Below are 24,266 nucleotides of genomic sequence, written 5' to 3' on the forward strand. Positions count from 1 at the left end.
CCCGCTCGGCTGCGAAGCAGCCGTAAATACTGAGAATGCGATCTCTCCTGAGAATCGTGGTTGGCCGTTTTCAGGGCCGCTTCGCGACCCAACGGGAGCAAGCTCCCTCGCCACAATTAGTCAGCATTCACAACTTATGGGCATCGCAACGACAGGTTGCACCGCAACACTCAATTCAAACCCCTCATCCAGCCACCCGGTCACCCCGCCAATCATCTCCTTGACCGGGTAACCCAGCGCCGCCAGTTTCACCGCGGCCTTGTTGGCGCCGTTGCAATGGGGCCCTGCGCAATAGACCACGAACAACGTGGACTTCGAATAAGCCGCCAGGCCATCAGCCGTGATCAGTCGCCCCGGAATGTTGATCGCGCCCGGCACATGCCCGCGCTCAAACGCTAACGGTCCACGCACGTCGACCAGGACAAAATCCACCTCGCCGGCCTGTTGGCTGCCATAGACGTCGGAACAATCGGTCTCGAAGGTCAGACGATTGCTGAAATGCATCAGGGCAATGGCGGACGGGGCAGCAGGAATTTCGCGAACCAGGCTGGGCATGGCTGTACTCCAAAGTCTCGGTGGGTGTGGGAAGACTTTATCTGCCCCGCGCTTATCGCTACAGTGGCGCACAAGACACTCACCGGGAATTTTCCGCCAAATGCAGCCCACCCCTGGATTGGTCGCGATTCTGGCCTACGACGGCCTCTGCACGTTCGAATTCGGCATCGCCGTGGAGATCTTCGGTCTGGCACGGCCGGAGTTCGATTTCCCTTGGTATGAGCATCGTATTGTCGCTGTCGACCCAGGGCCGATGCGCGCCATGGGCGGCATTCAGGTGCTGGCCGACGGCGGGATGGAACTGCTGGAGGAGGCCCGGACCATTATCATTCCCGGTTGGCGCGATCGCAGCGCGGCGGTGCCTGAACCTTTGCTCGCCGCCCTGCGCCAGGCCCATGCCCGGGGCGCGCGATTGCTGTCGATCTGTTCCGGGGTATTCGTCCTGGCGGCCACCGGTTTGCTCGACGGTCACGGCGCCACGACACACTGGCGCTACACCGCTGAACTGGCCGAACGTTTTCCGGACATTCAAGTGGACCCGGATGTGCTCTATGTCGATTCCGGCCAATTGATCACCTCGGCCGGCAGCGCCGCGGGCATCGATGCCTGCCTGCACCTGGTCGCGCGGGATTTCGGCACTCAGGTGGCCAACTCGGTGGCGCGACGGTTGGTGATGTCGCCGCAACGCACCGGCGGTCAGGCGCAGTTCATTCCGTCACCGGTCAGCCCGACGCCACGCAGCGATCTGTCGCGGGTCATGCAATGGGCACGGGAACGTCTGCACGAACCGCTGGAGGTTCGCGACCTTGCCAGCGAGGCGGCCATGAGTGAGCGCACGTTCCTGCGGCGCTTCACCGAAGCCAGCGGCCTGCCGCCCAAGGCATGGTTGCAACATGAGCGCCTGGCCCGGGCCCGCGAGTTGCTGGAGAGCACCCGCCAGAACACCGAGCAGATTGCCCAGCACTGCGGTTATCGATCGGTGGAGAGTTTCCGGGTGGCGTTTCGCAGCGTGGTCGGCGTGCCACCGTCGGTGTATCGGGAGCGGTTTGGGCGTGAGGTAAAGGCGATTTCTTGAGGTGTGCTTGAGGGCCTCATCGCGGGCGAGCCCGCTCCCACAAAGTCTGCGTCGTACACAAGTTTTGTGCTCAATAGAGATCCACTGTGGGAGCGGGCTTGCCCGCGAAAGCGTCACATCAGACATCAATTATCTCAAGACTTTCGCAACAGATAGGTATCCATGATCCACCCATGCGCCAGCCGCGCCGCCTTGCGCACTCGCTCAATCTCATCCGCGACATCCTTGAGTTTGCCACTGATCAGGATTTCATCCGGCGTCCCCAGGTAAGCCCCCCAGTAAATCTCCGTCTCCTGATCGGCCACGTGATGGTAGGCATCTTGCGCATCCAGCATCACCACCAGGCTGTCGGCGTCACTCACCTGCCCCGCCGCCAACCGCCGGCCGGTGGTGATTTCAATCGAGCGACCGATGCGATTCAGCGGCACCTTATGTTGCGCCGCCAACGCCTGCACGCTGGTGATTCCGGGGATCACCTCGAACTCGAACACACACCGGCCTGACGCCAGAATCGCCTGCAGAATCCGAATGGTGCTGTCGTACAACGCGGGATCACCCCACACCAGAAAACCGCCGCACTGGTCGTCAGTCATTTCCTCGTTGATCAGCCGCTCGAAGGTCTGCTGCTTCGCGCGGTTCAGATCTTCGACGCTGGCCTTGTAGTCCACATCCCCGCGCTCCCGCTCCGGGCTATGGGCTTCGACAAAGCGGTAGTCGTGATCGGTGATGTAGCGCTCACAGATCTCGCGGCGCAGGTCGATCAGTTTGTCTTTGCTCTGGCCCTTGTCCATGAGGAAAAACACATCGACACGGTTCAGCGCCTTCACCGCCTGCATGGTGATGTAGTCGGGGTTGCCGGCGCCGACACCGATGACCAGAAGTTTTTTCATCAACGTGCTCCCTCAGGTTCCGTGCCCATCAAGCGTAACCGCCAGCGACCGTTGAACCGCAACTCGATGGCCGACAACGGTTCGACGTCGATCTGGTTGAACGCCGCCCCCTGCAACACCTGCATCAGTGCGGCGCGAATGACAAAAGGATGGGTGATGGCAACGATATGCCCCGGCGTCGCCTCAAGGGTACTCAACCACGCAGCCACCCGCTCACCGAGTTGCGACACCGATTCTCCACCGTGAGGCGCCGAGGTCGGGTCATTGAGCCAGGCCTGCAGCATCTGCGGTTCGGATGTTTGCAGGTCGTCGATCGACGTGCCTTTCCAGCGCCCGAAATCGCAATCTGCCAGTGCCGCGACAATCTCCACGTCGCCGCCAAACAGCTCAGCGGTTTGCCGGGTCCGCCGTTCAGGGCCACAGAGCAAACGGGGTGTGCCCTTGAACTGGCGGCAACGCGAACCCTTCGCCGATTGCCAATCCATTTCCAACGGCTCATTCGTAGGAAAACACGCCAATTTTTGTGCGACGGTTCGAGCGTGGCACATCAGGGTCAAGCGGGTCGCCTGCACGGAAGATCACTCTGTCGATAGGATGGAAAACGGCACGATGCTACGAGTAATCGGCCCATTGTGCCGCAAGAAGCGCGATCCAGGGCGCTTCGTTTCAAACAGTCGATCGGGTTGGCGGCCCCTTTTTATCCCCCATAAGTAGCGATCTCTGACACCACTATGGGCGATGTCCTACAACGTCAGTCGACATCCGCGTAGCCCCCGGCGCACGGGGTTTTCGCCCCATTTTGCGGCTTTTAAAATCCATGCGAAAATTCACTAGACATGTAGCACACGTTACATAAATACTGTTTTAGCAATTTATGAAATGAAACCGACACATTCATCCAGCAGGAGCCCGGATGCCCTCTCTCAGAGACCTGATCACCGATCCCGGCCTGGAACTCACGCCATCGGAACGCAAAGTCATACGTGCCTTGCTGGATCAGTACCCGCGTAACGGGCTGGGCCCGATGTCACGTCTGGCCGAACATGCCGGTGTCAGCGATCCGACCATCGTGCGGTTGGTAAAGAAGCTTGGTTTCAGCGGTTATGCCGACTTTCAGGAAGCCTTGCTCAGCGACATGGATGACCGCCTGCGCTCCCCCAGTACCCTGTTGCAACCCCGCGCCCATCTCAAGAAAGATGATCCCTGGGACTATTATTTGGCGAACAGTCATCGGGCATTGGTCGATACCCAGGCGCTGACTCAACCCGAAGATGTACGAATTCTGATCGAATGGCTGCTCGACACCCGCCATCAGGTCCATTGCTTTGGCGGCCGCTTCAGCAGTTTCCTCGCCAACTATTTGCTCAACCATCTGCGCCTGCTGCGGCCCGGTTGTTTTGCCCTGGAAGACAACGCGCAATTGCCGGACCGGCTGTTCGACGTGCAGCGTCAGGACGTGGTGCTGGTGTTCGACTATCGCCGCTACCAGTCCCAGGCCCTGCGGGTCGCCAATGCTGCGAAGAGCCGGCATGCGCGGGTCGTGCTGTTCACCGATATCTACGCGTCACCGCTGCGGGAAATGGCCGACCTGATCATCAGCGCACCGGTGGAATCGGCGTCGGCCTTCGACTCGATGGTTCCGGCGCTGGCCCAGGTTGAAGCACTGGTTGCCTGTCTGTCTCTGCGCAGCCCCGATCTCGCCGAGCGCCTGGAAGGCATCGATGCCCTGCGGACCGACTTCGACACTCACCTGCTGGAGGATAAATAAGGATGTTCACGCTCCCCCACCACTCGCCCCGGGACTTGCCGTTTGCCGCCGACCACACCGCACTATTGCTGGTGGACATGCAGCGTGCCTGGCTCGAGCCGCAGTTCGACCCGCACCTCAACGGGCCGGATGCCGAATACTTTCTGACCCGCGCCCACATGCAAGTGGTGCCCAATCAACGCCGGTTGCTCAGTGCCTTTCGCGGCGCCCGGCAAAACGTGCTGCACACGCTCATCGAGAGCCTCACCGCCGATGGTCGCGACCGCTCGCTGGACCACAAACTCTCGGACATGCACCTGCCCAAGGGCAGCCTGCAAGCGCGAATCATCGATGACCTGACGCCGGTCGAAAACGAAATCGTGTTGCCCAAGACCTCTTCCGGGGTCTTCAACTCCACCAACATCGACTACGTGCTGCGCAACCTTGAAACCCGGCACCTGATCATCGCCGGCATCGTCACCGACCAGTGCGTCGACATGGCGGTGCGTGACGCCGCCGACCGTGGTTACTTGGTGACGCTGGTCGAAGATGCCTGCGCCACCTACACCGAACAACGGCATCACGCCTGCCTGAACGCCATCAAGGGCTACTGCTGGATCGCCGACACCCAAACCGTGCTCCGCCGGTTGCAGGAGATGCAGCCATGAGCGCTCGCCTGTCGCCACTGCCGATGACCACGATCGTCACCACCGACCTGATTGGCGTGACACGTGGCCGTTCCTTTCCCACCGACGAACTCGATGCCTATCAAATGGCGGGCTGCGGCTGGGTGCCGGCCAACAGCGCCCTGACCCCGCAAGACATCATCGCCTCCAGCAATCCATGGGGTGCTTATGGCGACTTGCGGTTGATCCCCGACTTGAGCAGCCGGGTGACCGTCAACAACGGCCCGGATGCCAATGCCCCGGCGCTGGACTTCATTCACGGCGACATTCGCGAAACCGATGGCCGCCCGTGGGGCGCCTGCCCGCGCACGCTGTTGCGCAACGAGGTGGAGCGTTATCGCGATGAATTGGGACTGCAGATCAACGCCGCGTTCGAACATGAATTCAACCTCGGCAGCGGCGCGGCTGAGCATCTGGCGTTCTCTCTTGAGGCTCAGCGCCAGGGTGCCGAGTTCGGCGGCTGGCTGCTCAGCGCACTGCGTGCCGGCGGTGTGGAACCGGAAATGTTCCTGCCGGAATATGGCAAGCACCAATACGAAATCACCTGCCGCCCGGCCCTTGGCGTCGCCGCCGCCGATCGCGCGGTGAACGTGCGCGAGATCACCCGGGAGATCGCCCGGCAAATGGGCCTGGACCTGAGTTTCGCGCCCAAGACCTCCGAGCAGGCGGTGTGCAATGGCGTGCATTTGCACGTGAGCCTGCAGGATCTGGCCGGCCACCCGGTGATGTACGACGCCGGCACCACCAACGGCCTGTCGACCCTCGGCCAGCATTGGGCCGCCGGCGTTCTGCATTATTTGCCGGCGCTCTGCGCCTTTACCGCACCGACACCGGTTTCCTACGAGCGCTTGCAGCCCCATCACTGGAGCGCTTCCTACGCCTGCCTCGGCCAACGCAACCGCGAAGCGGCGCTGCGGATTTGCCCGACCGTGAGCCTGGGCGGCAAAGCCGTGGCGGCGCAGTACAACCTGGAATTTCGCGCCATGGACGCCACCGCCTCGCCGCATCTGGCCATGGCCGCGTTGCTGATCGCCGGGCGCCTGGGCATCGAGCAGCAACTGGCCCTGAACGCGATCACCGATGAAGTCCCCGACTCCCTGAACGAAGAGCAACGCCAGGCCCGCGGCATCGTCGCCCTGCCCGGGTCCCTGTCCCAGGCCCTGGAATGCCTGCGCAACAGCGAAGCGCTGATCGAAGCCCTGCCGAGCGCCTTGCTGGACACCTGGTTCGCCCTTAAAACCGAGGAACTGAGGCTGACGGAACAGCTCTCGCCCGCCGATCTTTGTGAGCACTATGCGCGCCTTTACTGAGTCCGCCGAACGGGGGCTCTATACCCAGCCTGCGTACACGCTGAGCCGGGAAGCCTCCGGGCACCCGCTGATTCTGGTGTGTGAACACGCCAGCCGTTTTATCCCGGCGGGGTTGAATGACCTGGGCTTGAGCCATGAAGCCGCCCGCGAACACATCGCCTGGGACATCGGTGCCCTGGCGCTGGCCGAGGGCTTGTCCGAAGCACTGGGCGCGACCCTGTTGGCGGCCAATTATTCACGGCTGTTGATCGACCTCAACCGCCCGCGCCATGCGCCGGACAGCATTCCGTTGCAGAGCGAGATTTATCAGGTGCCGGGCAATCGGGATCTGGACGAGGCCACCCGCGACTATCGCCGGCACTGCCTGTTCAAGCCGTTTCATGCACGCCTGCAAACCTTGATCGACGCCCGTGTGGCGCAAGGTCGACCGGTTCGCGTGGTAGGGATTCACAGTTTCACGCCGATTTATTACGGCCAGCCAAGGTCGCTGGAAGCCGGCGTGTTGTACGGACAGGCCGAGGAGTACGCCCAGCGAGTGATCGACGGGTTGAGCCTGCACCCGTTGAAAGTCGCCGGGAATCAACCGTACAAAGTCGATCCGCTGGGTGACATGACCGTGCCGGTTCATGGCGATGCACGAGGGCTTGAGTCGGTGTTGATCGAGGTACGCAACGATCTGCTGCGCACCCCCGAAAACATCGGTCGCTGGACCGACTATCTGGCGCCACTGCTGTAGAGCAATAGCTTCGAACTCGCAGCGTGCAGCTGCTTTCATCAAGGAGAAGGGCTTCATGGAAATTGAAGAATTCGGCTACAAGCAAGAGTTGAAACGCAGCCTGTCGCTGACAGACCTGGTGGTGTACGGGATGATCTTCATGATCCCCATCGCCCCGTTCGGCGTTTATGGTTACGTCAACGCCGAAGCGCCGGGGATGGTGCCGCTGGCCTACATCATCGGCATGGTGGCGATGCTGTTCACCGCCCTCAGTTACGGCAGCATGGCCCGGGCCTTTCCGATTGCAGGCTCCGTGTATTCCTACGCACAACGCGGGCTTAACCCGCATGTCGGGTTTATCGCCGGTTGGCTGATGTTGCTCGACTACCTGCTGATTCCACCGCTGCTCTACGTGTACGCGGCGATGGCGCTGAATCATTTGTACCCGGACATCCCGAAAGTCGGCTTCATCCTGGCCTTTCTGGTCAGCGCCACCTTCGTCAACCTGCGGGGCATCACCTTCACCGCGCGGATGAACATCATCTTTCTACTGGCGCAACTGGTGGTGCTGGGGATCTTCCTGTTCTACGCCTGGAATGCCCTGCACAACGGCGGCGGTAACGGTCAACTGACTCTGGCGCCGCTGTACAACCCCGAGACGTTCAACTTCGCCCTGCTGATGCAAGCGGTGTCGATTGCGGTGCTGTCGTTCCTTGGTTTCGATGCGATTTCCACCCTCGCCGAAGAGATCAAGGGAGACCCGGGCCGCAGCGTCGGCAAGGCTGCGCTGATTACATTGCTGGTGATGGGCGTGATCTTCGTGGTGCAGACCTGGATTGCTACCGACCTGGCCGCCGGCCTGGGCTTCAAGTCCGCCGACACCGCGTTCTATGAAATCGCCGAAATCGCCGCTGGCAGTTGGCTGGCGACCCTGACCGCCGTAGCCACCGCCCTGGCCTGGGGCGTCGCGGTCGCGATCACCTCGCAAGCGGCGGTTTCGCGCCTGCTGTTCGGCATGGCCCGGGACGGCAAACTGCCGAAAGTGCTGGCCAAGGTGCACCCGAAGCACAACACGCCGTATGTGAGCATCTATCTGGTGGCGGCGCTGTCGCTGGTGATCTGCTACCTGTTCATCAACTCGGTGGACACCCTCACCTCCCTGGTGAACTTCGGCGCCCTGAGCGGCTTCATGTTGCTGCACCTGACCGTCATCAACTATTACTGGCGTCGGCAGAAGTCCGGCCAGGTGATTCGTCACCTGCTCTGCCCGGTGATCGGCTTCATCATCGTCGCAGCCATCATGTACAACATGGGCGTCGATGCACAGAAACTCGGCCTGATCTGGATTGCCCTGGGGCTGGTCTATCTATTCTTCCTCAACAAACTGGGTGCCAGCACGGTCCTACCCGACCCAAGCAATGGCTGACAAGAAAAAGGGCAGCGTCTGACATGAATTCAGGCGACTGCCGATTTAACGCGTGGAAACCGACAGTGATAGTCAGGTTCGGTGCAAATCGCCGAACCCTTTGATACAGGAGTACATCCATGCTGGTCTTACGCCCAGTGGAGTTAACCGACCTGCCCCAGTTGCAGCAACTGGCGCGCGACAGTCTGGTGGGGGTCACGTCCTTGCCGGACGACACCGAACGCCTGCGCGAGAAAATTCTCGCCTCCTGCGCTTCGTTCGAGAAAGACGTCCAGGGTCCTGGCCCGGAGAACTATTTCTTCGTGCTGGAAAATCTCACGACTCGCCATTTGGTCGGCTGCTCGGAAATCCTCGCCACCGCAGGGTTCAACGAGCCGTTCTACAGTTTGCGCAACCGTCATTTCACCAGCACCTCACGGGAGCTGAACATCGAGCACGGGGTGCCGGCGCTGTCGTTGTGCCACGACCTCAGTGGTCATACTTTGCTGCGCGGTTTCCATATCGACGCGGCGCTGGAACGCACGCGGTTTTCCGAATTGCTGTCCCGGGCGCGGCTGCTGTTCATCGCCGCCTACAAGGCGCGCTTTGCCGAAGCGGTGATCACCGAAATCGTTGGCTACAGCGACGAACAGGGCCAGTCACCGTTCTGGGATGCGCTGGGCAAGCATTTCTTCGACCTGCCGTACGTCGAGGCCGAGCGGCTTTGTGGTTTGCAGAGCCGGACATTTCTCGCCGAACTGATGCCGCAATACCCGATCTACGTGCCGATGCTGCCCCCGGCGGCACAGGAATGTATCGGCCGGATTCATCCTGACGGTCAGGAGGCCTTCGACATTCTTGAACGCGAAGGCTTCGAGACCAACAGCTACATCGACCTGTTCGACGGTGGCCCGACGTTGTACGCACGCACCTCGAACATTCGCTCCATCGCCCAAAGCCAGACCGGCACGGTGCACCCTGGCTCGGCCATTGATGCCCGCGGTAGTTCCCTGGTGAGCAGCTACCTGGTGAGCAACGATTCGTTGAAGGACTACCGCGCAATTGTTGCCGAGCTGGACTACCACGCCGGGCAACCCGTGGCCTTGAGCGCCGAGATGTGCGCGGCCCTGAATGTGACCGACGCCAGCGCGATCCGGTTGATCGCCCTGTGAGCCGCCACCGGCCCCGTGCCCAACGACAGCGCCCGAACAAGCGCGAAGAAGGAGCTGCATCATGATTGTCCGTCCGGTTCAAGTCACCGACCTGCCCGCCCTGCTGGATCTGGTGCAACGGGCCGCCCCCAGGGTCACCACCCTGCCGGCCAGTGAGGAACGCCTGACCCACCGAGTGCGCTGGTCCCAGCGCACCTTTGCCGAACAGGTCGAACGTGCGGATGCCGATTACCTGTTCGTGCTTGAAGACGACGATCAACAAGTGGTCGGCGTCAGTGCCCTGGCGGGGGCTGTCGGCCTGCGGGAGCCCTGGTACAACTACCGGGTCGGACTGACGGTCAGCTCGTCGCCGGATCTGGGTATCCAGCGCCAGATCCCCACGTTGTTTCTGAATAACGAAATGACCGGCCAATCGGAAATCTGTTCGCTGTTTCTGCGACACGATCAACGTCACGGCAATAATGGTCGGTTGCTGTCGCTGGGGCGCCTGCTGTTCGTTGCCGAGTTCCCCCACCTGTTTGGCGACAAGCTTATTGCCGAACTGCGCGGCAGTGCCGACGAACAAGGCTGCTCTCCGTTTTGGGACAGCCTGGGCCGGCATTTTTTCAAGATGGATTTCAGCCATGCCGATCATTTGTCGGGGCTGGGCAACAAAGCATTCATCGCTGAACTGATGCCACGCCAGCCGCTCTACACCTGCCTGCTCACCGAACAGGCCCAGGCGGTGATCGGCAAGCCGCACCCGCACACCGAACCTGCGCTGAAGATCCTCACTGCCGAGGGGTTTGCTCATAAGGGTTACATCGACATCTTCGACGCAGGCCCGGTGATCGAAGCCCCGGTGTCGAGAATCCGCACGGTGCGTGACAGCCAACGATTGGAGCTGGCCATCGGCACGCCCGACGACCAGGCGCCGGTATGGCTGATCCACAATCGCCGCCTGGAAAACTGCCGCATCACCACCGCCCGGGCGCGGCTGGTCGGTAACAACCTGATCGTCGACCGGCTCACCGCCAAACGCCTGCAACTGCAACCCGGCAACTCGGTCCGCGCCGTGCCGCTGCGCAACCAACAGCAGCAGGCGGTGGCGGCGTAACGTGTAGCAGGTGCCGCAGGCTGCGATCTTTTGATCTCGCATTCCTTGCACGGAAAATTCGTCATCATTCTTTACCCTTCACCGTGATAGCCTTTTGTTCCTTCGGCGTTGACACTTTTGCTCAAGCCCTTCCATTCCTTTGTATTGGTGGAACTCATATGTCCAGGCTGTCACATCAAGATTTGCGCCGTAATTTCCGCCAACTGTTCGCTTCCAACGCCTGCTATCACACCGCGTCGGTCTTCGACCCCATGTCGGCACGCATCGCCGCTGACCTGGGTTTTGAAGTGGGGATTCTCGGTGGTTCGGTCGCGTCGTTGCAGGTACTGGGCGCCCCCGACTTTGCCTTGATCACCCTGAGCGAGTTCGCCGAGCAGGCCACCCGCATCGGCCGCGTGGCCCAATTGCCGGTCATCGCCGATGCCGACCACGGCTATGGCAACGCGCTTAACGTCATGCGCACCATCGTCGAGCTCGAACGCGCTGGCGTGGCCGCCCTGACCATTGAAGACACCTTGCTGCCCGCGCAATTCGGCCGCAAATCCACTGACCTGATCGGGGTGGCGGAAGGCGTCGGCAAGATCCGCGCGGCTCTGGAAGCCCGGGTCGACTCGGAAATGGCGATCATTGCGCGGACCAATGCCGGGATCCTGCCGGTTCAGGAAATCATCAGCCGCACCCAGCAATACCAACAGGCCGGGGCAGACGGGATTTGCATGGTGGGCGTGCGGGACTTCGACCACCTCGAACAAATCGCCGAGCACCTGAGCGTGCCGCTGATGCTGGTCACCTACGGCAACCCGCTGCTGCGCGACGACAATCGCCTGGCCGAACTGGGCGTGCGCGTCACCATCGACGGCCATGGCGCCTACTTCGCGGCGATCAAGGCGACTTACGACAGCCTGCGCGAACAGCGGCAGATCTTCACTCAGGCATCGGACTTGAGCGCCACTGAGCTGACGCATACGTACACGCAGCCTGAGGACTACATTCGTTGGGCGGAAGAGTTCATGAGCGTCAAGGAATGAGTCTTCTCTGACTTCGGCGCCTAAAGCGACTTGTGATTCAGCCGGTAGACGCAATGTCACCGGCAGGGTTGCAAGGAAATTGGGGCCGAATGGCTGTCATCTGTTTCTGCCAGGGAATACACACCTGAAAACAAACACCAATATTTAATAACAACTCCAGAGTTGATATTAAATATCGCCCTCTATAATCTCAAAACCGTTAAATAACAAAAAAACATTTAACCCTGAAAGCAACAACTTAATGCAACGCCACTACTTAAATTCCGAGCGATTCATCCTCGCCCAACTCACAATCACAAGGAACTACTTATGAATACCACTACTAGCAACTGGCAAAATACCCCGCTATTACGCGCCGAAGCCAAAGTTATCAACACGCCGACAAAATCCAACCATGAGGCCAACTGTCCTGGCTGGGATGGGCTCCGCTTTAACATAGGTAACATTCACGAAATCAAGAAATTCTGGAACGTTCCCGCCAAGGATTAAGACCGTAGAGCGATTACCGGGGCTGCAATCCCTTCACGCGAAAAAAACATCATTGCCGCGTCGACCAGAAAACACCACGGCATGAACTGATGGGGAAGTATACCCCTGCCTTAATGTTGGCAACCTTCACGTAATCAAGTGCTACTGGCAGTTGAGCGCGATGCTCGAACCTGCCTGATAGCAATGTCCCCCATCTGTTAGATAGACGTCAGCGGCCATAGCACTCAGCCTCTGACGTCTGCTTACAACTAACGGGCTTGATACATAAAAGGCACCCACCTCAATAACAACAACTGAACGATTCTATCCTCTCATCATTAAAAACCATAAAAACAAAGGCAAATTTTTCGTGATAAAAACCTTGCTCAACACTCACTTGACGCCTTCACAACTTATTGCCAGCATCAACACACTGAATATGACTGCCGAAGTAAAAAAACTGGCAGACCAATTACCTAAAAAAACAGCACGCACTTTTGATTCGGCTCACTGTGCGGAAATACTGAGACTGACAAACACCCACACTGGAACGTTGACTTTACATTGCAACAAAAGTGGCAATATCAGTCTCAAGGCACCTGATAACGCACCGGCGTCTGAACAACTCTATTCCGTACCCGGCAACAGTGTTTTATTTTCGATCAACGCGGAACCGTTTTTCCTTCAACTTTACAAGCTCGAAGATGAACATCTGACTCGCGCAGAGCTGGTCATCGTAGATGCCGGTAACCCGTTGTTCATCGACGGCACGCAGACCCTGTTCGACAGTAATGCGCACGGCACTGGACACTCCGCATTTATCGGCAGTCTTAATTTTCCTGACAAGAGCGCCGACATTTACGTCTTTGATCGCGTGTCATTGCAAAAAACTGCCTGGTTCCCTCATGACGACAGCGCCGCCCGCTATCTGGTCAGCCTGGAATTGCTGGAGGCAGCCCAGGATCCCGGAGCCGGCAAAGTGGCTGAAGAACTGATTTATCACTATCACCCCGCCGTCGCATGGAAGGCGTTCCAGATGATTCATCTGGTAAATCCCGCCGCAGCGCTGGGTTATGCGCCTCTTTTAAGAAACCTGCAAAACACTCGACTCAATGATTTACTGGATCAGCACGCGGGTGAGATCGCATGAAATTGGCCACCTTTGTTGAACGCATGGACACGTACGACCTCCATCAAGACAAGTCACACATCATCGCTGACCTGCGCGAACTCGCCACCAACAGAACATTGCTGAGCGAACACCTTTACAACACCCTTCAACGTGACGGGTACAGCACCAAAAACAGTTTGTATAACGCCTATGCCTTTGTGCTGCATTACTCGGATGCCTATACCGTCCGTCTCGGTTTCTGGGCTCCAGTGTCTAGCCGGGACGAAAGCGAAACGTTTATCTACAACTTGAACCACACCCACGATTTCGAGATTTACGCGGTGGGTTACAGCGGCGATGGCTACACCACCATCAAGCGCAAAATCCTCGATCAGACGCAATTACGCGCCGGCATTCGCCCTCCCCTGGGCGACGAAACAACACTCAAACTCGCCCAAGGCGAAGTGATGCACATGCAACCTTATTACGAAGTGCATCGACAGCTGCCGCCCCGGGACATGTCCTCTTCACTAAGCCTGATCATTCATGCGCCGCCAACGACCAGTGCTCAGGCCTGGTGTTTTGACGAGGACTACTTGCCCACGTATCCCGGCATCGCAACGCAGGAGACAGCGTTCTACGAACACGCGTTGTCATTGCTGGGGGCGGAGTAGCCTGAACAGGAGGTAGGCACGGTGACGTCCCGATATGAAGAATATTCGTCACCCTGCCTGCTCCCGAATCAACGGGCTTTAGTCAACTCCATAATCATCCGCGACAACAGATAAATCCTCGGCGCCACGCTCTCGACCTCGGCATATTCCTCGGGCGTATGGATATTCCCGCCGACAATCCCGAACCCGTCCAGCGTCGGTGTGCCCACCCCGGCCGAGAGGCTGGCATCCGCGGCCCCACCGCTGCCTTCTTCGGTCAACTTGCGGCCAATTTCGCCGTAAATCCCTTGAGCCATGGCCATCAAGCGATCCGACTCCGCCGTTTGCGGCATCGGCGGCAAGCCGCGTTTAAGGGTGGTGGTGACTTCAGTCTCGGGAATCAGTTTGTCCTTGGAAACCCGCACCAGGTCCTTTTCGATCCGGTCGAACTCTTCCGGCACCGCTGCCCGCACGTCAGCCTTGGCGGTGGCCTGATCCGGAATCACGTTGGTGCGATCGCCAGCATTGAGCACGGTGAAGTTGATGGTGGTTTTCTTCTGCGCATCCCCCAGTTTGCCGAGTTGCAGAATCTGGTGCGCGGCTTCCATGGCGGCGTTACGCCCCAGTTCCGGCGCGACGCCGGCGTGGGATGCCTTGCCTTTGACTTCGACCACGGCGGTGGCACTGCCTTTGCGCCACACCACCAAACCATCCGCCGGGCGGCCCGGTTCGAGGTTGAGCGTCACGTCGTGGGCCTTGGCGGTTTTCTTGATCAGGTCAGTGGCGACATCCGAGCCGGTTTCTTCGCTGGCATCAAGCAGGAAGGTGATTTGCGCGTAATCCTTGAAATCGAGGTTTTTCAGGACTTTCAGCGCATAGATCCCGGCGACGATGCCGCCCTTGTCGTCCATCACACCCGGCCCATACGCGCGGCCTTCCTTGATCTGGAACGGGCGCGCCGCGGCCGAACCTTCCTTGAACACGGTGTCCATGTGCGCCATCAGCAGGATTTTCGCCTTGCCGGTGCCTTTGAGCGTGGCCAGTACATGGTTGCTCTTGTCCGGGGTGTTGGGCACGAGTTCGATGGTGGCACCGAGCTTCTTCAACTCTTCGATGGCGATGTCACTCACCTGGGTCAAGCCCGGTTCATAGCCGGAGCCGGAGTCGATGTTCACCAGCCGCTCCAGCAGTTTCAGGGCTTCACCCTTGTACTGTTCGGCATCGGCGAGGACTTGTTTGTGCGGTTCGGCCAAGACTAGCGGGGAGAAAGCACCGAGGGCGAGGGTCAGGCCGAGGCTGGTGGCCAGGAGGGAGCGCGGGAGCTTGAACGTCATGAATCGATCCTTGTTTCGTGTCGGGGGTCGAAAATACCCTACCTGACTACGACGCAAGGCTCTACACCGGATGCGACGTACACAAACCTCAATGACCACACATCTCCTGTGGGAGCGGGCTTGCCCGCGATAGCGGTCTGACAATCACAGAGATGTTGAATGTGCCGCCGTCATCGCGGGCAAGCCCGCTCCCACAGGGAATGTGTAGTTACTGGGTTACACCGAATCGAGCAATGCCTTATGCGGTTTACCATCGCTGTGGCAGATGACGCGGTTGCGGCCGGTGGTCTTGGCTTCGTAGAGCGCCTGGTCGGCGTCGTTGAGCCACAGGGTCGCGTCGTCGTGGGCCGGGTTGAAGGCCGCCAGGCCAATGCTCAAACTGACTTTCAGCGCAGGGTTCTGCTCGTAACCCAACGTGGCGAAACGATCACGCAGCGCGTCCATCGCCACGGCGGCGCGGTCCAGCGGCAGATCCGGCAGCAGCACACAAAATTCGTCGCCGCCATAGCGCCCGGCGACATCCGCTGCGCGCAGGTTCTGCTTGAGCATTTTGCTCAGTTGACGCAGGACGATGTCCCCGGCGACATGGCCGTAGGTGTCGTTGATGATTTTGAAATGGTCGATGTCGATCAAAGCGATCGCCCCGCCCTGCTGCTGGCGTTGGCAACGCTGAAACTCGATTTCCAGCTGATCTTTCCAGGCGCCGTGATTCAGCAGGCCAGTCAGGCTGTCGGTGCGGCTCAGGGCCAACAGTTCGCGCTTATGGCGGCCAAGAGTATGGGCCTGATGGAAGCAGATCCAGCCCAGGGACATCGGATAAATCGACAGCAAAGGCAAGCAGGCGTACAGCTGAAACGGACTGGTTTGCGGGACAAAAGCCGGCATGAACACCAGCAGCCCGACGCCGATCCCGAGTATCTGCGCGACGGCGCCCACCAACAGAAAACGCAAACCGCCGATGGCCACGTTGTGCATCGCCATCATCGACAGCGTTGCCGCGCTGGGCAGCGGATTGAATTGCATGGCGGCCACCCAGAAACCGCCGAGAAACGCGTCCACCAGGATGTTGCGGTGTTCGGCACGAAAAGGAATTTCCGCCCGGCGCGCCCATTGATAGGCCACATGCGGCCAGAGCAGCCCGTTGAACAGCATCACCCCCCAGACCCAAGGCGCCGGGTTGAGTGGGGACATCCCTGCACCGACGCACAATAATCCAAGGGCCAGCCCCAGGATTCGCGACCCATAAAGCCTCCTGGCCAGTGAAAGTCCCTTTCCTCCCTTTTTTTCCATAGAGGCCTCTGTACCACTGAACGGAGCCTGACAACACACGGGATTGAAAGTTTGTTTGAAGTCTATCAGGGCAACGGCAAATAGCCATCACCGGTTGGCGGTCTGAATAGCATGGCCTCGCCATGAGCTGAATGCCCACTGTTTGGTCTATACATGAAGGGAGGGATCGATAAACAACGATGAAGAGGAGGTCCGTAGTCCCTGGCGAATGTCGCGTTCGGCAGTAGCAGCTGCCGAGCCTGCGAGGCTGCGTTCGGCTGCGAAGCAGTCGTGAATCCGGCTGATGCGATTTGCCTATTGCACCGCGAGTTCTGGTTTGACGACTGCTTCGCAGCCGAACGCAGGCTTCGCCAGCTGCTACAAAGAGAGTGTCGCGGCGCAAAGAGGCAGTTATCACCCATTGACTCGGGCGCTCGAACCCGCTGACCACACTCTGTCCTGATCACTGCAAAGGAATAGCCTGATGCTTTTGTTGGTTGTCACTATCGCCGTCTTCGTGGCCTGGAGCTGGTTGAGCTACCCGGCCATCGGTTACTGGCTCTATGACTTGAACATGGCGCTGGAGGCCCGGCTGTACCGGTTGCACAAAATTGTCGTGCCAATCCCCGAAATGACCGTCTCGACTTGGCAAGGCGGGCCTTACGAAGCCTCCAGCAGCGTGCTGATGCTGCACGGCTTCAGCGCCGACAAGAACATCTGGCTGCGCTTCGCCCGGCATTTTGTCGACGACTACCGGGTGATTATTCCTGACCTCGCGGGGCACGGCGAAACCGGCTTCAAGGCCGGCGGTGGCTATGACATTCCGGTCCAGGCCAAACGATTGATCCAGTTGCTCGATATCTGCGGGGTCGAAAAGGTGCATGTGATCGGCAACTCCATGGGCGGCTACATCGCGGCGTGGCTGGCGGCTACTTACCCGGAGCGCATTATCTCGCTGGCGCTGCTCGACCCGGCCGGCGTCACTGCCCCGGAGCTCAGCGATATGGAGCGACACCTGGCCCGCGGCCACAACCCGTTTTTGATTCATTCCCGTGAAGAGTTCCAGTATTTCTACGCCATGACCATGGCCTCCCCGCCGTGGGTGCCGGGAATCGTGCTGGATGCCGTCGCCCAGCGCTATGAACAGCAGCGCGACGAGCTGGAAGAAATTTTCAGGGACTTCCACGCCAGCCCGCCGATGGAGCCGAAACTGCCCGACATCAAATGCCCGACGCTGCTCCTATGGGGGCGCAAGGACCGCTTGATCGACGTCAGCAGCGTGCCGGTCTGGAGCAAGGGCATCGCCGATCTGCGGGTGGAAATCTGGGACGGCGTCGGCCATATGCCGATGGTTGAACAGCCGACCAACACGGCGCAGTTGTACCGGGAGTTTCTGGGGGAGCATCACATGACCCCCACCGCCCCGTAGCAGCAGCCTCGCAGGCTCAGCAGCCGCTACGGGGGTTTGGCGGATAATTCGGAGGGAGATGCTCGGCGATTTATACGAGGCGCGATTGATGAATATTCTTTACGACGAACGCATCGACGGTGTTCTGCCCAATGTCGACAAGGCGGCGTTACTCAAGGCCTTGCAGCAGGAGGTGCCGGACCTGGACATTCTCTGGCGCGAAGAAGAACTCAAACCCTACGAATGCGACGGTCTCTCGGCCTATCGCACCACGCCGATGCTGGTCGCCCTGCCCCGGCATCTGGAACAGGTGCAGGCGCTGCTCAGGCTCTGTCATGCCCGCAACGTGCCGGTGGTGGCGCGCGGGGCCGGCACCGGGTTGTCCGGCGGCGCGCTGCCGTTGGACAAAGGCGTGTTGCTGGTGATGGTGCGGTTCAACAACATCCTGCACATCGACCCCGCCGCCCGCACCGCACGGGTCCAGCCGGGGGTGCGTAACCTGGCGATTTCCCAGGCGGCGGCCCCCTTCGGTTTGTATTACGCGCCGGACCCGTCCTCGCAAATCGCCTGCTCCATCGGCGGCAACGTCGCGGAAAACGCTGGTGGCGTGCATTGCCTCAAATATGGTCTGACCGTGCACAACCTGCTGAAACTTGAAGTGCTGACGCTCGAAGGCGAACACCTGACCCTCGGCGCCGATTCGCTGGACGCGCCGGGTTTCGACCTGCTGGCGCTGTTCACCGGTTCTGAAGGCTTGCTGGGGATCATCACCGAAGTCACGGTCAAATTGCTGCCCAAACCCCAGGTCGCCAAAGTCCTGCTAGCGAGCTTCGACTCGGTGGAAAAGGCCGGTCGCGCGGTGGCTGAAATCATCGCCGCCGGGATCATCCCCGGAGGCCTGGAGATGATGGACAACCTGGCAATCCGGGCTGCCGAAGATTTCATCCATGCCGGTTACCCCGTGAACGCCGAGGCAATCCTGCTGTGCGAACTGGACGGCGTCGAAGCCGATGTCCACGACGACTGCGAGCGAGTCCGCGAGGTGCTGCAACAGGCCGGCGCCAGCGAGGTGCGTCAGGCCCGGGACGAAGCCGAACGCGTGCGGTTCTGGGCCGGGCGCAAGAATGCCTTCCCGGCTATTGGCCGCCTCTCGCCGGATTATTACTGCATGGACGGCACCATCCCCCGCCGCGAACTGCCCGGCGTGCTCCAGGGCATCGCCCGCCTGGCGCAAGAATACGGCTTGCGGGTGGCCAACGTGTTCCATGCCGGCGACGGCAACATGCACCCGCTGATTCTGTTCGACGCTAACCAGCCCGGCGAACTGGAACGGGCTGAAGCCCTCGGCGGCAAGATCCTCGAACTGTGCGTGAAAGTCGGCGGCAGCATCACCGGCGAGCACGGTGTTGGCCGGGAGAAAATCAACCAGATGTGCGCGCAATTCAACAGTGACGAGTTGACCCTGTTTCACGCCGTCAAAGCCGCGTTCGACCCAAAAGGCCTGCTCAACCCCGGCAAAAATATCCCGACCCTGCACCGCTGCGCGGAATTCGGCGCGATGCACATCCACGCCGGGCAATTGCCGTTTCCTGAGCTGGAGCGTTTCTGATGCCGGACTTCGATGCCAGTGAAGCCCTGCTGGAGCAGGTCAAACAGGCGCGGGAGAACGCCACGCCGCTGCGCATTCAGGGCGGTAACACCAAAGCGTTTCTCGGCCGTGAAGTGGCCGGAGAAATACTCGACACCCGCGCCCATCGCGGCATCGTCAGCTACGACCCGACTGAACTGGTGATCAGCGTTCGCGCCGGCACGCCGCTGAGCGAGCTGTTTGCCGCACTGGATGCAAAGGGACAAATGCTGCCTTGCGAGCCGCCATCGTTCGGCGAAGACGCCACTGTCGGCGGGATGATCGCGGCGGGACTGTCCGGGCCGCGGCGGCCGTGGTCCGGCTCAGTGCGGGATTTTGTCCTCGGTACGCGGGTGATCAGCGGCCTCGGCACTCACCTGCGCTTCGGCGGTGAAGTGATGAAAAACGTCGCCGGCTACGACCTGTCGCGTCTGATGGTGGGCAGTTATGGCTGCCTCGGCGTGCTGACCGAAGTCTCGCTCAAAGTGCTGCCCAAACCCCGGCAATGCTTGAGCATCAGCCTGGACATCGATTGCGACCGTGCCTTGGCCAATCTGGCGCAATGGGGCCAGCAACCGCTGCCCATCAGCGCCGCCAGCCACGACGGCCAGCGTTTGTATCTGCGGCTGGAAGGCGGCGAAGGTTCGGTGACGGCCGCCCATCAACGGCTCGGCGGCGAACCGTTGGATTCTGGTTATTGGGCCGACCTGAACGAACAGCGACTAGACTTTTTTAATGAGGGCCTGCCGCTGTGGCGCTTGTCACTGCCCAACAACCTCGGGCCTCTGGACTTGCCCGGTGAGCAATTGATCGACTGGGGCGGCGCGCAACGCTGGTTGAAATCCGCGGCCGACAACATTCAGTCGCGGGCCCTTGAACTCGGCGGCCACGCCACCTGTTTCAGCCATGGCGTCAGCGAAACGCCTTTCCAGCCGCTGGCCCCGGCACTGCTGCGTTATCACCAGCAACTCAAGGCGCAACTGGACCCGCAAGGGCTGTTCAACCCTGGGCGGATGTACGCGAAACTCTAGTATGCAAACCAATCTCAGCGAACAGTCCAAACTACTGCCCCGCGCCGAAGAAGCGGACAAGATTCTGCGCACCTGTGTGCATTGCGGGTTCTGCAACGCGACGTGCCCGACCTATCAACTGCTGGGCGATGAACTGGACGGGCCGCGCGGGCGCATCTACCTGATCAAGCAAGTGCTCGAAGGCGCCCCCGCCACGGCCCAGGCCCAGTTGCACCTGGATCGCTGCCTGACCTGCCGCAACTGCGAAACCACCTGCCCGTCCGGGGTGGATTATCACAACTTGCTGGACATTGGCCGCGCCGTGATCGATCAAGCGGTGCCGCGCCCAGCCAGTCAGCGGCTGTTGCGCCAGGGGCTGCGGGCACTGGCACCGAATCCGAATCTGTTCAGGACTTTGCTGCAAATCGGCGCCACCTTCCGGCCATTGCTGCCACGGGGCATTGAGGCAAAGTTGCCCCACGACCTCCCCGCCACAGGCGAGCGCCCTGCCCCTCGGCATGCGCGCCGGGTGCTGATGCTCGAAGGCTGCGTGCAGCCCGGTCTGTCGCCGAACACCAATGCCGCGACCGCGCGGGTGCTGGATCGGCTGGGGATCAGCGTGATTCCGGCGCCAGACGCCGGCTGTTGTGGCGCACTGGACTATCACCTCGACGCCCAAGCCTTGGGCCTGGACCGTGCCCGACGCAACATCGACGCATGGTGGCCACACCTGGAAAACGGTGCCGAAGCCATCGTGCAAACCGCCAGCGGTTGCGGCGCCTTCATCAAGGATTACGGGCATTTGCTGGAGCGTGACCCGGTCTATGCGGCCAAAGCCCGGCGGGTCAGCGAACTGGCCCTGGACCTGGTGCAAGTGTTGGCCGATGAACCTTTGGAACGGGTTTGCGCCGCCACCGACCGACGAATCGCCTTCCATTGCCCCTGCACCTTGCAGCACGCGCAGAAACTCGGCGGCGCGGTAGAAGCCGTGCTGACGCGGTTGGGCTTCAATCTCACGGCGGTGCCCGACAGTCATTTGTGTTGCGGCTCGGCCGGCACCTACTCGATCACCCAACCGGAACTGGCGCGGCAACTGCGCGACAACAAACTCAACGCCCTTGAAAGCGGTCATCCCGAGGTCATCGCCACCGCCAACATCGGCTGCCAGAGCCACCTCAACAGCGCCGGACGAACGCCGGTCAGGCACTGGATCGAATTGGTGGACCAAGTGCTGCGTTAACCGAACAGCCTGAGTGGCAAGAACAGTCCTTGGCAGAATGAAGTTCGTCAGAAACTTCGTTTGTCGGCGCCGCCGAAGGCTGCGATCTTTTCCGGCATCCGTTACGTCACTGCGCCAGGAAACTTTTCATGAGCCATCCGAACTTCGTCAGCCCCGACCTGATCCGCCAACGCTTCTCCAAAGCGATGTCCGACATGTACCGCGAAGAAGTGCCGCTGTATGGCGCGCTGATGGAACTGGTGGAACAGACCAACCGTCACGTGCTGGACAGCGATCCGCAGATCGCCCGACAGTTGCACAGCACCGGCGAAATCCAGCGACTGGACCTGGAGCGCCACGGTGCGATCCGCGTCGGTACCGCCGCTGAACTGGCGACCCTCGCCCGCCTGTTCGCGGTGATGGGCATGCAACCGGTAGGCTATTACGACCTGACCCCGGCCGGCGTGCCGGTGCATTCCACGGCTTTCCGTGCGGTACATGAAGCGGCGTTGCAGGTCAGCCCGTTCCGGGTATTCACCTCGCTGCTGCGTCTGGAGCTGATCGAAGACGCCGAACTGCGGGCCTTTGCCCAGTCGGTGCTGGACACGCGCTCGATCTTCACCCCGGCGGCATTGGCCCTCATTGAGCGCGCTGAAACCCAAGGTGGCCTGACTGAATACGAGGCGCAGGACTTTGTCGCACAAGCCCTGGAAACCTTCCGCTGGCACCACAGCGCCACCGTCACCGCCGAGCAGTACCAGCAACTCAGCGCCCAGCATCGACTGATCGCCGACGTGGTGGCGTTCAAAGGCCCGCACATCAACCACCTGACACCGCGCACCCTGGACATCGACATCGTCCAGGCGCAAATGCCCGCCCATGGCATCACCCCCAAAGCGGTGATCGAAGGCCCGCCCCGCCGCCAATGCCCGATCCTGCTGCGCCAAACCAGCTTCAAGGCACTGGACGAGCCGATTGCGTTTGCCGATCAAGCCGAAACCCGTGGCAGCCACAGCGCCCGCTTCGGTGAGATCGAGCAACGCGGCGCGGCGCTCACCCCCAAAGGCCGGGCGCTTTATGACCGCTTGCTCAACGCTGCCCGGGATGAACTGAAGGACTTCCCCAACGAAGCCAACGCCGCACGCTACAACGCGCTAATGACGCAGCACTTCGGCGAATTCCCTGACACCGTCGAGGCCATGCGCCAACAGGAACTGGCGTACTTTCGCTACTTCGTGACAGAAAAAGGCCTGGCGGCGGATGAACTGAAAGGCGCGTCGCTGGAGGATTTGCTCCGCGACGGCTATGTGCGGGTTGAACCGCTGGTGTACGAAGATTTCCTGCCGGTCAGCGCGGCGGGGATTTTTCAGTCGAACCTGGGGGATGCCGCGCAAACCCACTATGGCGTGCATTCGAACCAGCAAGCGTTCGAAAAGGCCTTGGGAAAATCGACGATTGATGAGTTGGGGTTGTATGCCGAGACGCAGCGGCGGTCGATTGATGAGTGCTGCAAAACATTGGGATTGCCGAGTCTGACTTGACCAGTCAAATGTACTTTGTGGCGAGGGAGCTTGCTCCCGCTTGAGTGCGTAGCACTCACAAAATCTCCGCTCGTACGCAGAATTTTGGGGCCGCTGCGCAGCCCGGCGTCGGAACGCCGCCCGGAGCAAGCTCGCTCGCCACATAAAAATTTTCGACCCGCAGGCTATGTGGGCTTAACCCAGCTTCGCCAATAAAGCCTTGGCGGTCGCTTCCGACGAGGCCGGGTTCTGACCGGTCAGCAACAGACCATCCGCGATCACGTAACTCGCCCAGTCATCGGCCTTGGAGTAAAGACCACCATTGGCCTTGAGCATGTCCTCCACCAAAAACGGCACCACATCCGTCAGCTGCACAGCGGCTTCTTCGGAGTTGGTGAAGCCCGTCACCCGCTTGCCTTTAACCAACGGCTGGCCGTCTGCATCCTTGACGTGACGCAACACCCCCGGTGCGTGACAGACCGCCGCCACCGGTTTGCCCGCCTTGAAAAACGACTCGATCAGCGCAATTGAAAAGGGGTCTTCAGCCAGATCCCACAACGGGCCATGCCCGCCTGGATAAAAAACAGCGTCATAGTCTTCGGCCCTCACAGTGCTCAGCACCCCGGTAGACGCCAATGCGGACTGGGCAGCGGAATCCTTGCGAAAGCGATCGGTAGCCGCGGTTTGCGCGTCTGGCTCATCGCTTTTGGGGTCCAGCGGTGGCTGGCCGCCCTTGGGTGAAACCAGGGTCAGCTGCGCGCCAGCGTCCTTGAAGATGTAATACGGTGCGGCGAATTCTTCGAGCCAGAAGCCGGTTTTCTTACCGGTGTTACCCAATTGATCGTGGGACGTTAAAACCATCAGGATTTTCATGTCGTTCTCCAGTCGATTTCAGGGTTATTCAGTGATCTCGGCGCTGGGTTTGACCCTCAGACAGCGCTGTTCGTTGCGCCCATTGTCGGGGTGAC

The 24,266-nt window shown here is 60.3% G+C and carries 23 protein-coding genes; 17 read left to right on the forward strand and 6 right to left on the reverse strand.

Going from position 1 to position 24,266, the window contains the following annotated elements; genetic code table 11:
- Positions 1-120 precede the first annotated feature (120 nt).
- Entirely contained in the window at positions 121-555 is a 435-nt protein-coding gene (locus PSH65_RS19400; RefSeq protein WP_305421844.1) for a rhodanese-like domain-containing protein, read from the reverse strand.
- A 100-nt stretch (positions 556-655) separates the two neighbouring features.
- Between PSH65_RS19400 and ftrA the strand changes: the two genes are divergently transcribed.
- Entirely contained in the window at positions 656-1,630 is a 975-nt protein-coding gene (ftrA, locus tag PSH65_RS19405) for a transcriptional regulator FtrA (RefSeq protein ID WP_305421845.1), read from the forward strand.
- A 134-nt stretch (positions 1,631-1,764) separates the two neighbouring features.
- Here ftrA and cobF read toward each other — a convergent pair whose 3' ends face one another.
- A complete protein-coding gene (gene cobF, locus PSH65_RS19410) occupies positions 1,765-2,520 on the reverse strand; it encodes a precorrin-6A synthase (deacetylating) (protein ID WP_052965177.1) in 756 nt (251 codons plus the stop codon).
- The gene (locus PSH65_RS19415; protein ID WP_305421847.1) at positions 2,520-3,092 is read right to left on the reverse strand and encodes a histidine phosphatase family protein; all 573 of its coding nucleotides are present in this window, start codon (positions 3,090-3,092) and stop codon (positions 2,520-2,522) included. Before PSH65_RS19415 ends, cobF begins: the two co-directional genes overlap by 1 nt.
- A gap of 341 nt (positions 3,093-3,433) precedes the next feature.
- On the opposite strand from PSH65_RS19415, the gene PSH65_RS19420 reads away from it, so the two are divergent.
- The 11 genes from PSH65_RS19420 (at position 3,434) to PSH65_RS19470 (ending at position 13,932) form a co-directional block, all read left to right on the forward strand.
- Positions 3,434-4,288 carry a MurR/RpiR family transcriptional regulator gene (locus tag PSH65_RS19420; protein WP_305421848.1) on the forward strand — a complete coding sequence of 285 codons (855 nt, stop codon included), beginning with the start codon at positions 3,434-3,436 and terminating at the stop codon, positions 4,286-4,288.
- A gap of 2 nt (positions 4,289-4,290) precedes the next feature.
- Positions 4,291-4,935, forward strand: a complete 645-nt coding sequence (locus tag PSH65_RS19425; protein WP_305421849.1) for an isochorismatase family cysteine hydrolase — start codon at positions 4,291-4,293, stop codon at positions 4,933-4,935.
- Positions 4,932-6,263: a glutamine synthetase family protein gene (locus PSH65_RS19430; RefSeq protein WP_305421850.1), complete on the forward strand. Its 1,332-nt coding sequence runs from the start codon at positions 4,932-4,934 to the stop codon at positions 6,261-6,263. The genes PSH65_RS19425 and PSH65_RS19430 overlap by 4 nt, the downstream gene beginning before the upstream one ends.
- Positions 6,247-6,999 carry an N-formylglutamate amidohydrolase gene (locus PSH65_RS19435; RefSeq protein ID WP_305421852.1) on the forward strand — a complete coding sequence of 251 codons (753 nt, stop codon included), beginning with the start codon at positions 6,247-6,249 and terminating at the stop codon, positions 6,997-6,999. The genes PSH65_RS19430 and PSH65_RS19435 overlap by 17 nt, the downstream gene beginning before the upstream one ends.
- 55 nt (positions 7,000-7,054) lie before the next feature.
- Entirely contained in the window at positions 7,055-8,404 is a 1,350-nt protein-coding gene (locus PSH65_RS19440; protein ID WP_305421853.1) for an APC family permease, read from the forward strand.
- A gap of 119 nt (positions 8,405-8,523) precedes the next feature.
- Positions 8,524-9,555 carry an arginine N-succinyltransferase gene (locus PSH65_RS19445; protein WP_305421855.1) on the forward strand — a complete coding sequence of 344 codons (1,032 nt, stop codon included), beginning with the start codon at positions 8,524-8,526 and terminating at the stop codon, positions 9,553-9,555.
- Positions 9,556-9,616: 61 nt separating this feature from the next.
- A complete protein-coding gene (gene astA / locus PSH65_RS19450) occupies positions 9,617-10,651 on the forward strand; it encodes an arginine N-succinyltransferase (RefSeq protein ID WP_305421856.1) in 1,035 nt (344 codons plus the stop codon).
- A gap of 158 nt (positions 10,652-10,809) precedes the next feature.
- Positions 10,810-11,679, forward strand: coding sequence for an oxaloacetate decarboxylase (locus tag PSH65_RS19455; RefSeq protein ID WP_305421857.1), 870 nt, complete (start codon positions 10,810-10,812; stop codon positions 11,677-11,679).
- A gap of 309 nt (positions 11,680-11,988) precedes the next feature.
- On the forward strand, positions 11,989-12,168 hold the full coding sequence (locus PSH65_RS19460; RefSeq protein WP_305421858.1) for a hypothetical protein: 180 nt from the start codon (positions 11,989-11,991) through the stop codon (positions 12,166-12,168).
- Between the two features lie 349 nt (positions 12,169-12,517).
- A complete protein-coding gene (locus PSH65_RS19465; RefSeq protein WP_305421859.1) occupies positions 12,518-13,297 on the forward strand; it encodes a hypothetical protein in 780 nt (259 codons plus the stop codon).
- Positions 13,294-13,932, forward strand: a complete 639-nt coding sequence (locus PSH65_RS19470) for a transposase (RefSeq protein ID WP_305421860.1) — start codon at positions 13,294-13,296, stop codon at positions 13,930-13,932. The genes PSH65_RS19465 and PSH65_RS19470 overlap by 4 nt, the downstream gene beginning before the upstream one ends.
- A gap of 68 nt (positions 13,933-14,000) precedes the next feature.
- Here PSH65_RS19470 and PSH65_RS19475 read toward each other — a convergent pair whose 3' ends face one another.
- The gene (locus PSH65_RS19475) at positions 14,001-15,245 is read right to left on the reverse strand and encodes a M20/M25/M40 family metallo-hydrolase (RefSeq protein ID WP_305421862.1); all 1,245 of its coding nucleotides are present in this window, start codon (positions 15,243-15,245) and stop codon (positions 14,001-14,003) included.
- A gap of 216 nt (positions 15,246-15,461) precedes the next feature.
- Positions 15,462-16,535, reverse strand: a complete 1,074-nt coding sequence (locus tag PSH65_RS19480) for a diguanylate cyclase (RefSeq protein ID WP_305421863.1) — start codon at positions 16,533-16,535, stop codon at positions 15,462-15,464.
- A 463-nt stretch (positions 16,536-16,998) separates the two neighbouring features.
- Between PSH65_RS19480 and PSH65_RS19485 the strand changes: the two genes are divergently transcribed.
- The 5 genes from PSH65_RS19485 (at position 16,999) to PSH65_RS19505 (ending at position 23,319) form a co-directional block, all read left to right on the forward strand.
- Complete coding sequence (locus PSH65_RS19485) at positions 16,999-17,943, forward strand: alpha/beta fold hydrolase (protein ID WP_305421864.1); 945 nt, start codon at positions 16,999-17,001, stop codon at positions 17,941-17,943.
- An 88-nt stretch (positions 17,944-18,031) separates the two neighbouring features.
- Complete coding sequence (gene glcD, locus PSH65_RS19490; RefSeq protein ID WP_305421865.1) at positions 18,032-19,531, forward strand: glycolate oxidase subunit GlcD; 1,500 nt, start codon at positions 18,032-18,034, stop codon at positions 19,529-19,531.
- A complete protein-coding gene (gene glcE, locus PSH65_RS19495; RefSeq protein ID WP_305421867.1) occupies positions 19,531-20,580 on the forward strand; it encodes a glycolate oxidase subunit GlcE in 1,050 nt (349 codons plus the stop codon). Before glcD ends, glcE begins: the two co-directional genes overlap by 1 nt.
- Before the next feature lies 1 nt (position 20,581).
- Complete coding sequence (glcF, locus tag PSH65_RS19500; RefSeq protein ID WP_305421868.1) at positions 20,582-21,799, forward strand: glycolate oxidase subunit GlcF; 1,218 nt, start codon at positions 20,582-20,584, stop codon at positions 21,797-21,799.
- A 128-nt stretch (positions 21,800-21,927) separates the two neighbouring features.
- A complete protein-coding gene (locus PSH65_RS19505; protein ID WP_305421869.1) occupies positions 21,928-23,319 on the forward strand; it encodes a VOC family protein in 1,392 nt (463 codons plus the stop codon).
- Positions 23,320-23,493: 174 nt separating this feature from the next.
- Here the strand turns inward: PSH65_RS19505 and PSH65_RS19510 are convergent, their stop codons facing one another.
- Complete coding sequence (locus tag PSH65_RS19510; RefSeq protein ID WP_305421870.1) at positions 23,494-24,171, reverse strand: type 1 glutamine amidotransferase domain-containing protein; 678 nt, start codon at positions 24,169-24,171, stop codon at positions 23,494-23,496.
- Positions 24,172-24,266: the final 95 nt, after the last annotated feature.

It is taken from the genome of Pseudomonas sp. FP603 (assembly GCF_030687415.1).
Taxonomy (GTDB): Bacteria; Pseudomonadota; Gammaproteobacteria; order Pseudomonadales; family Pseudomonadaceae; genus Aquipseudomonas; species Aquipseudomonas wuhanensis.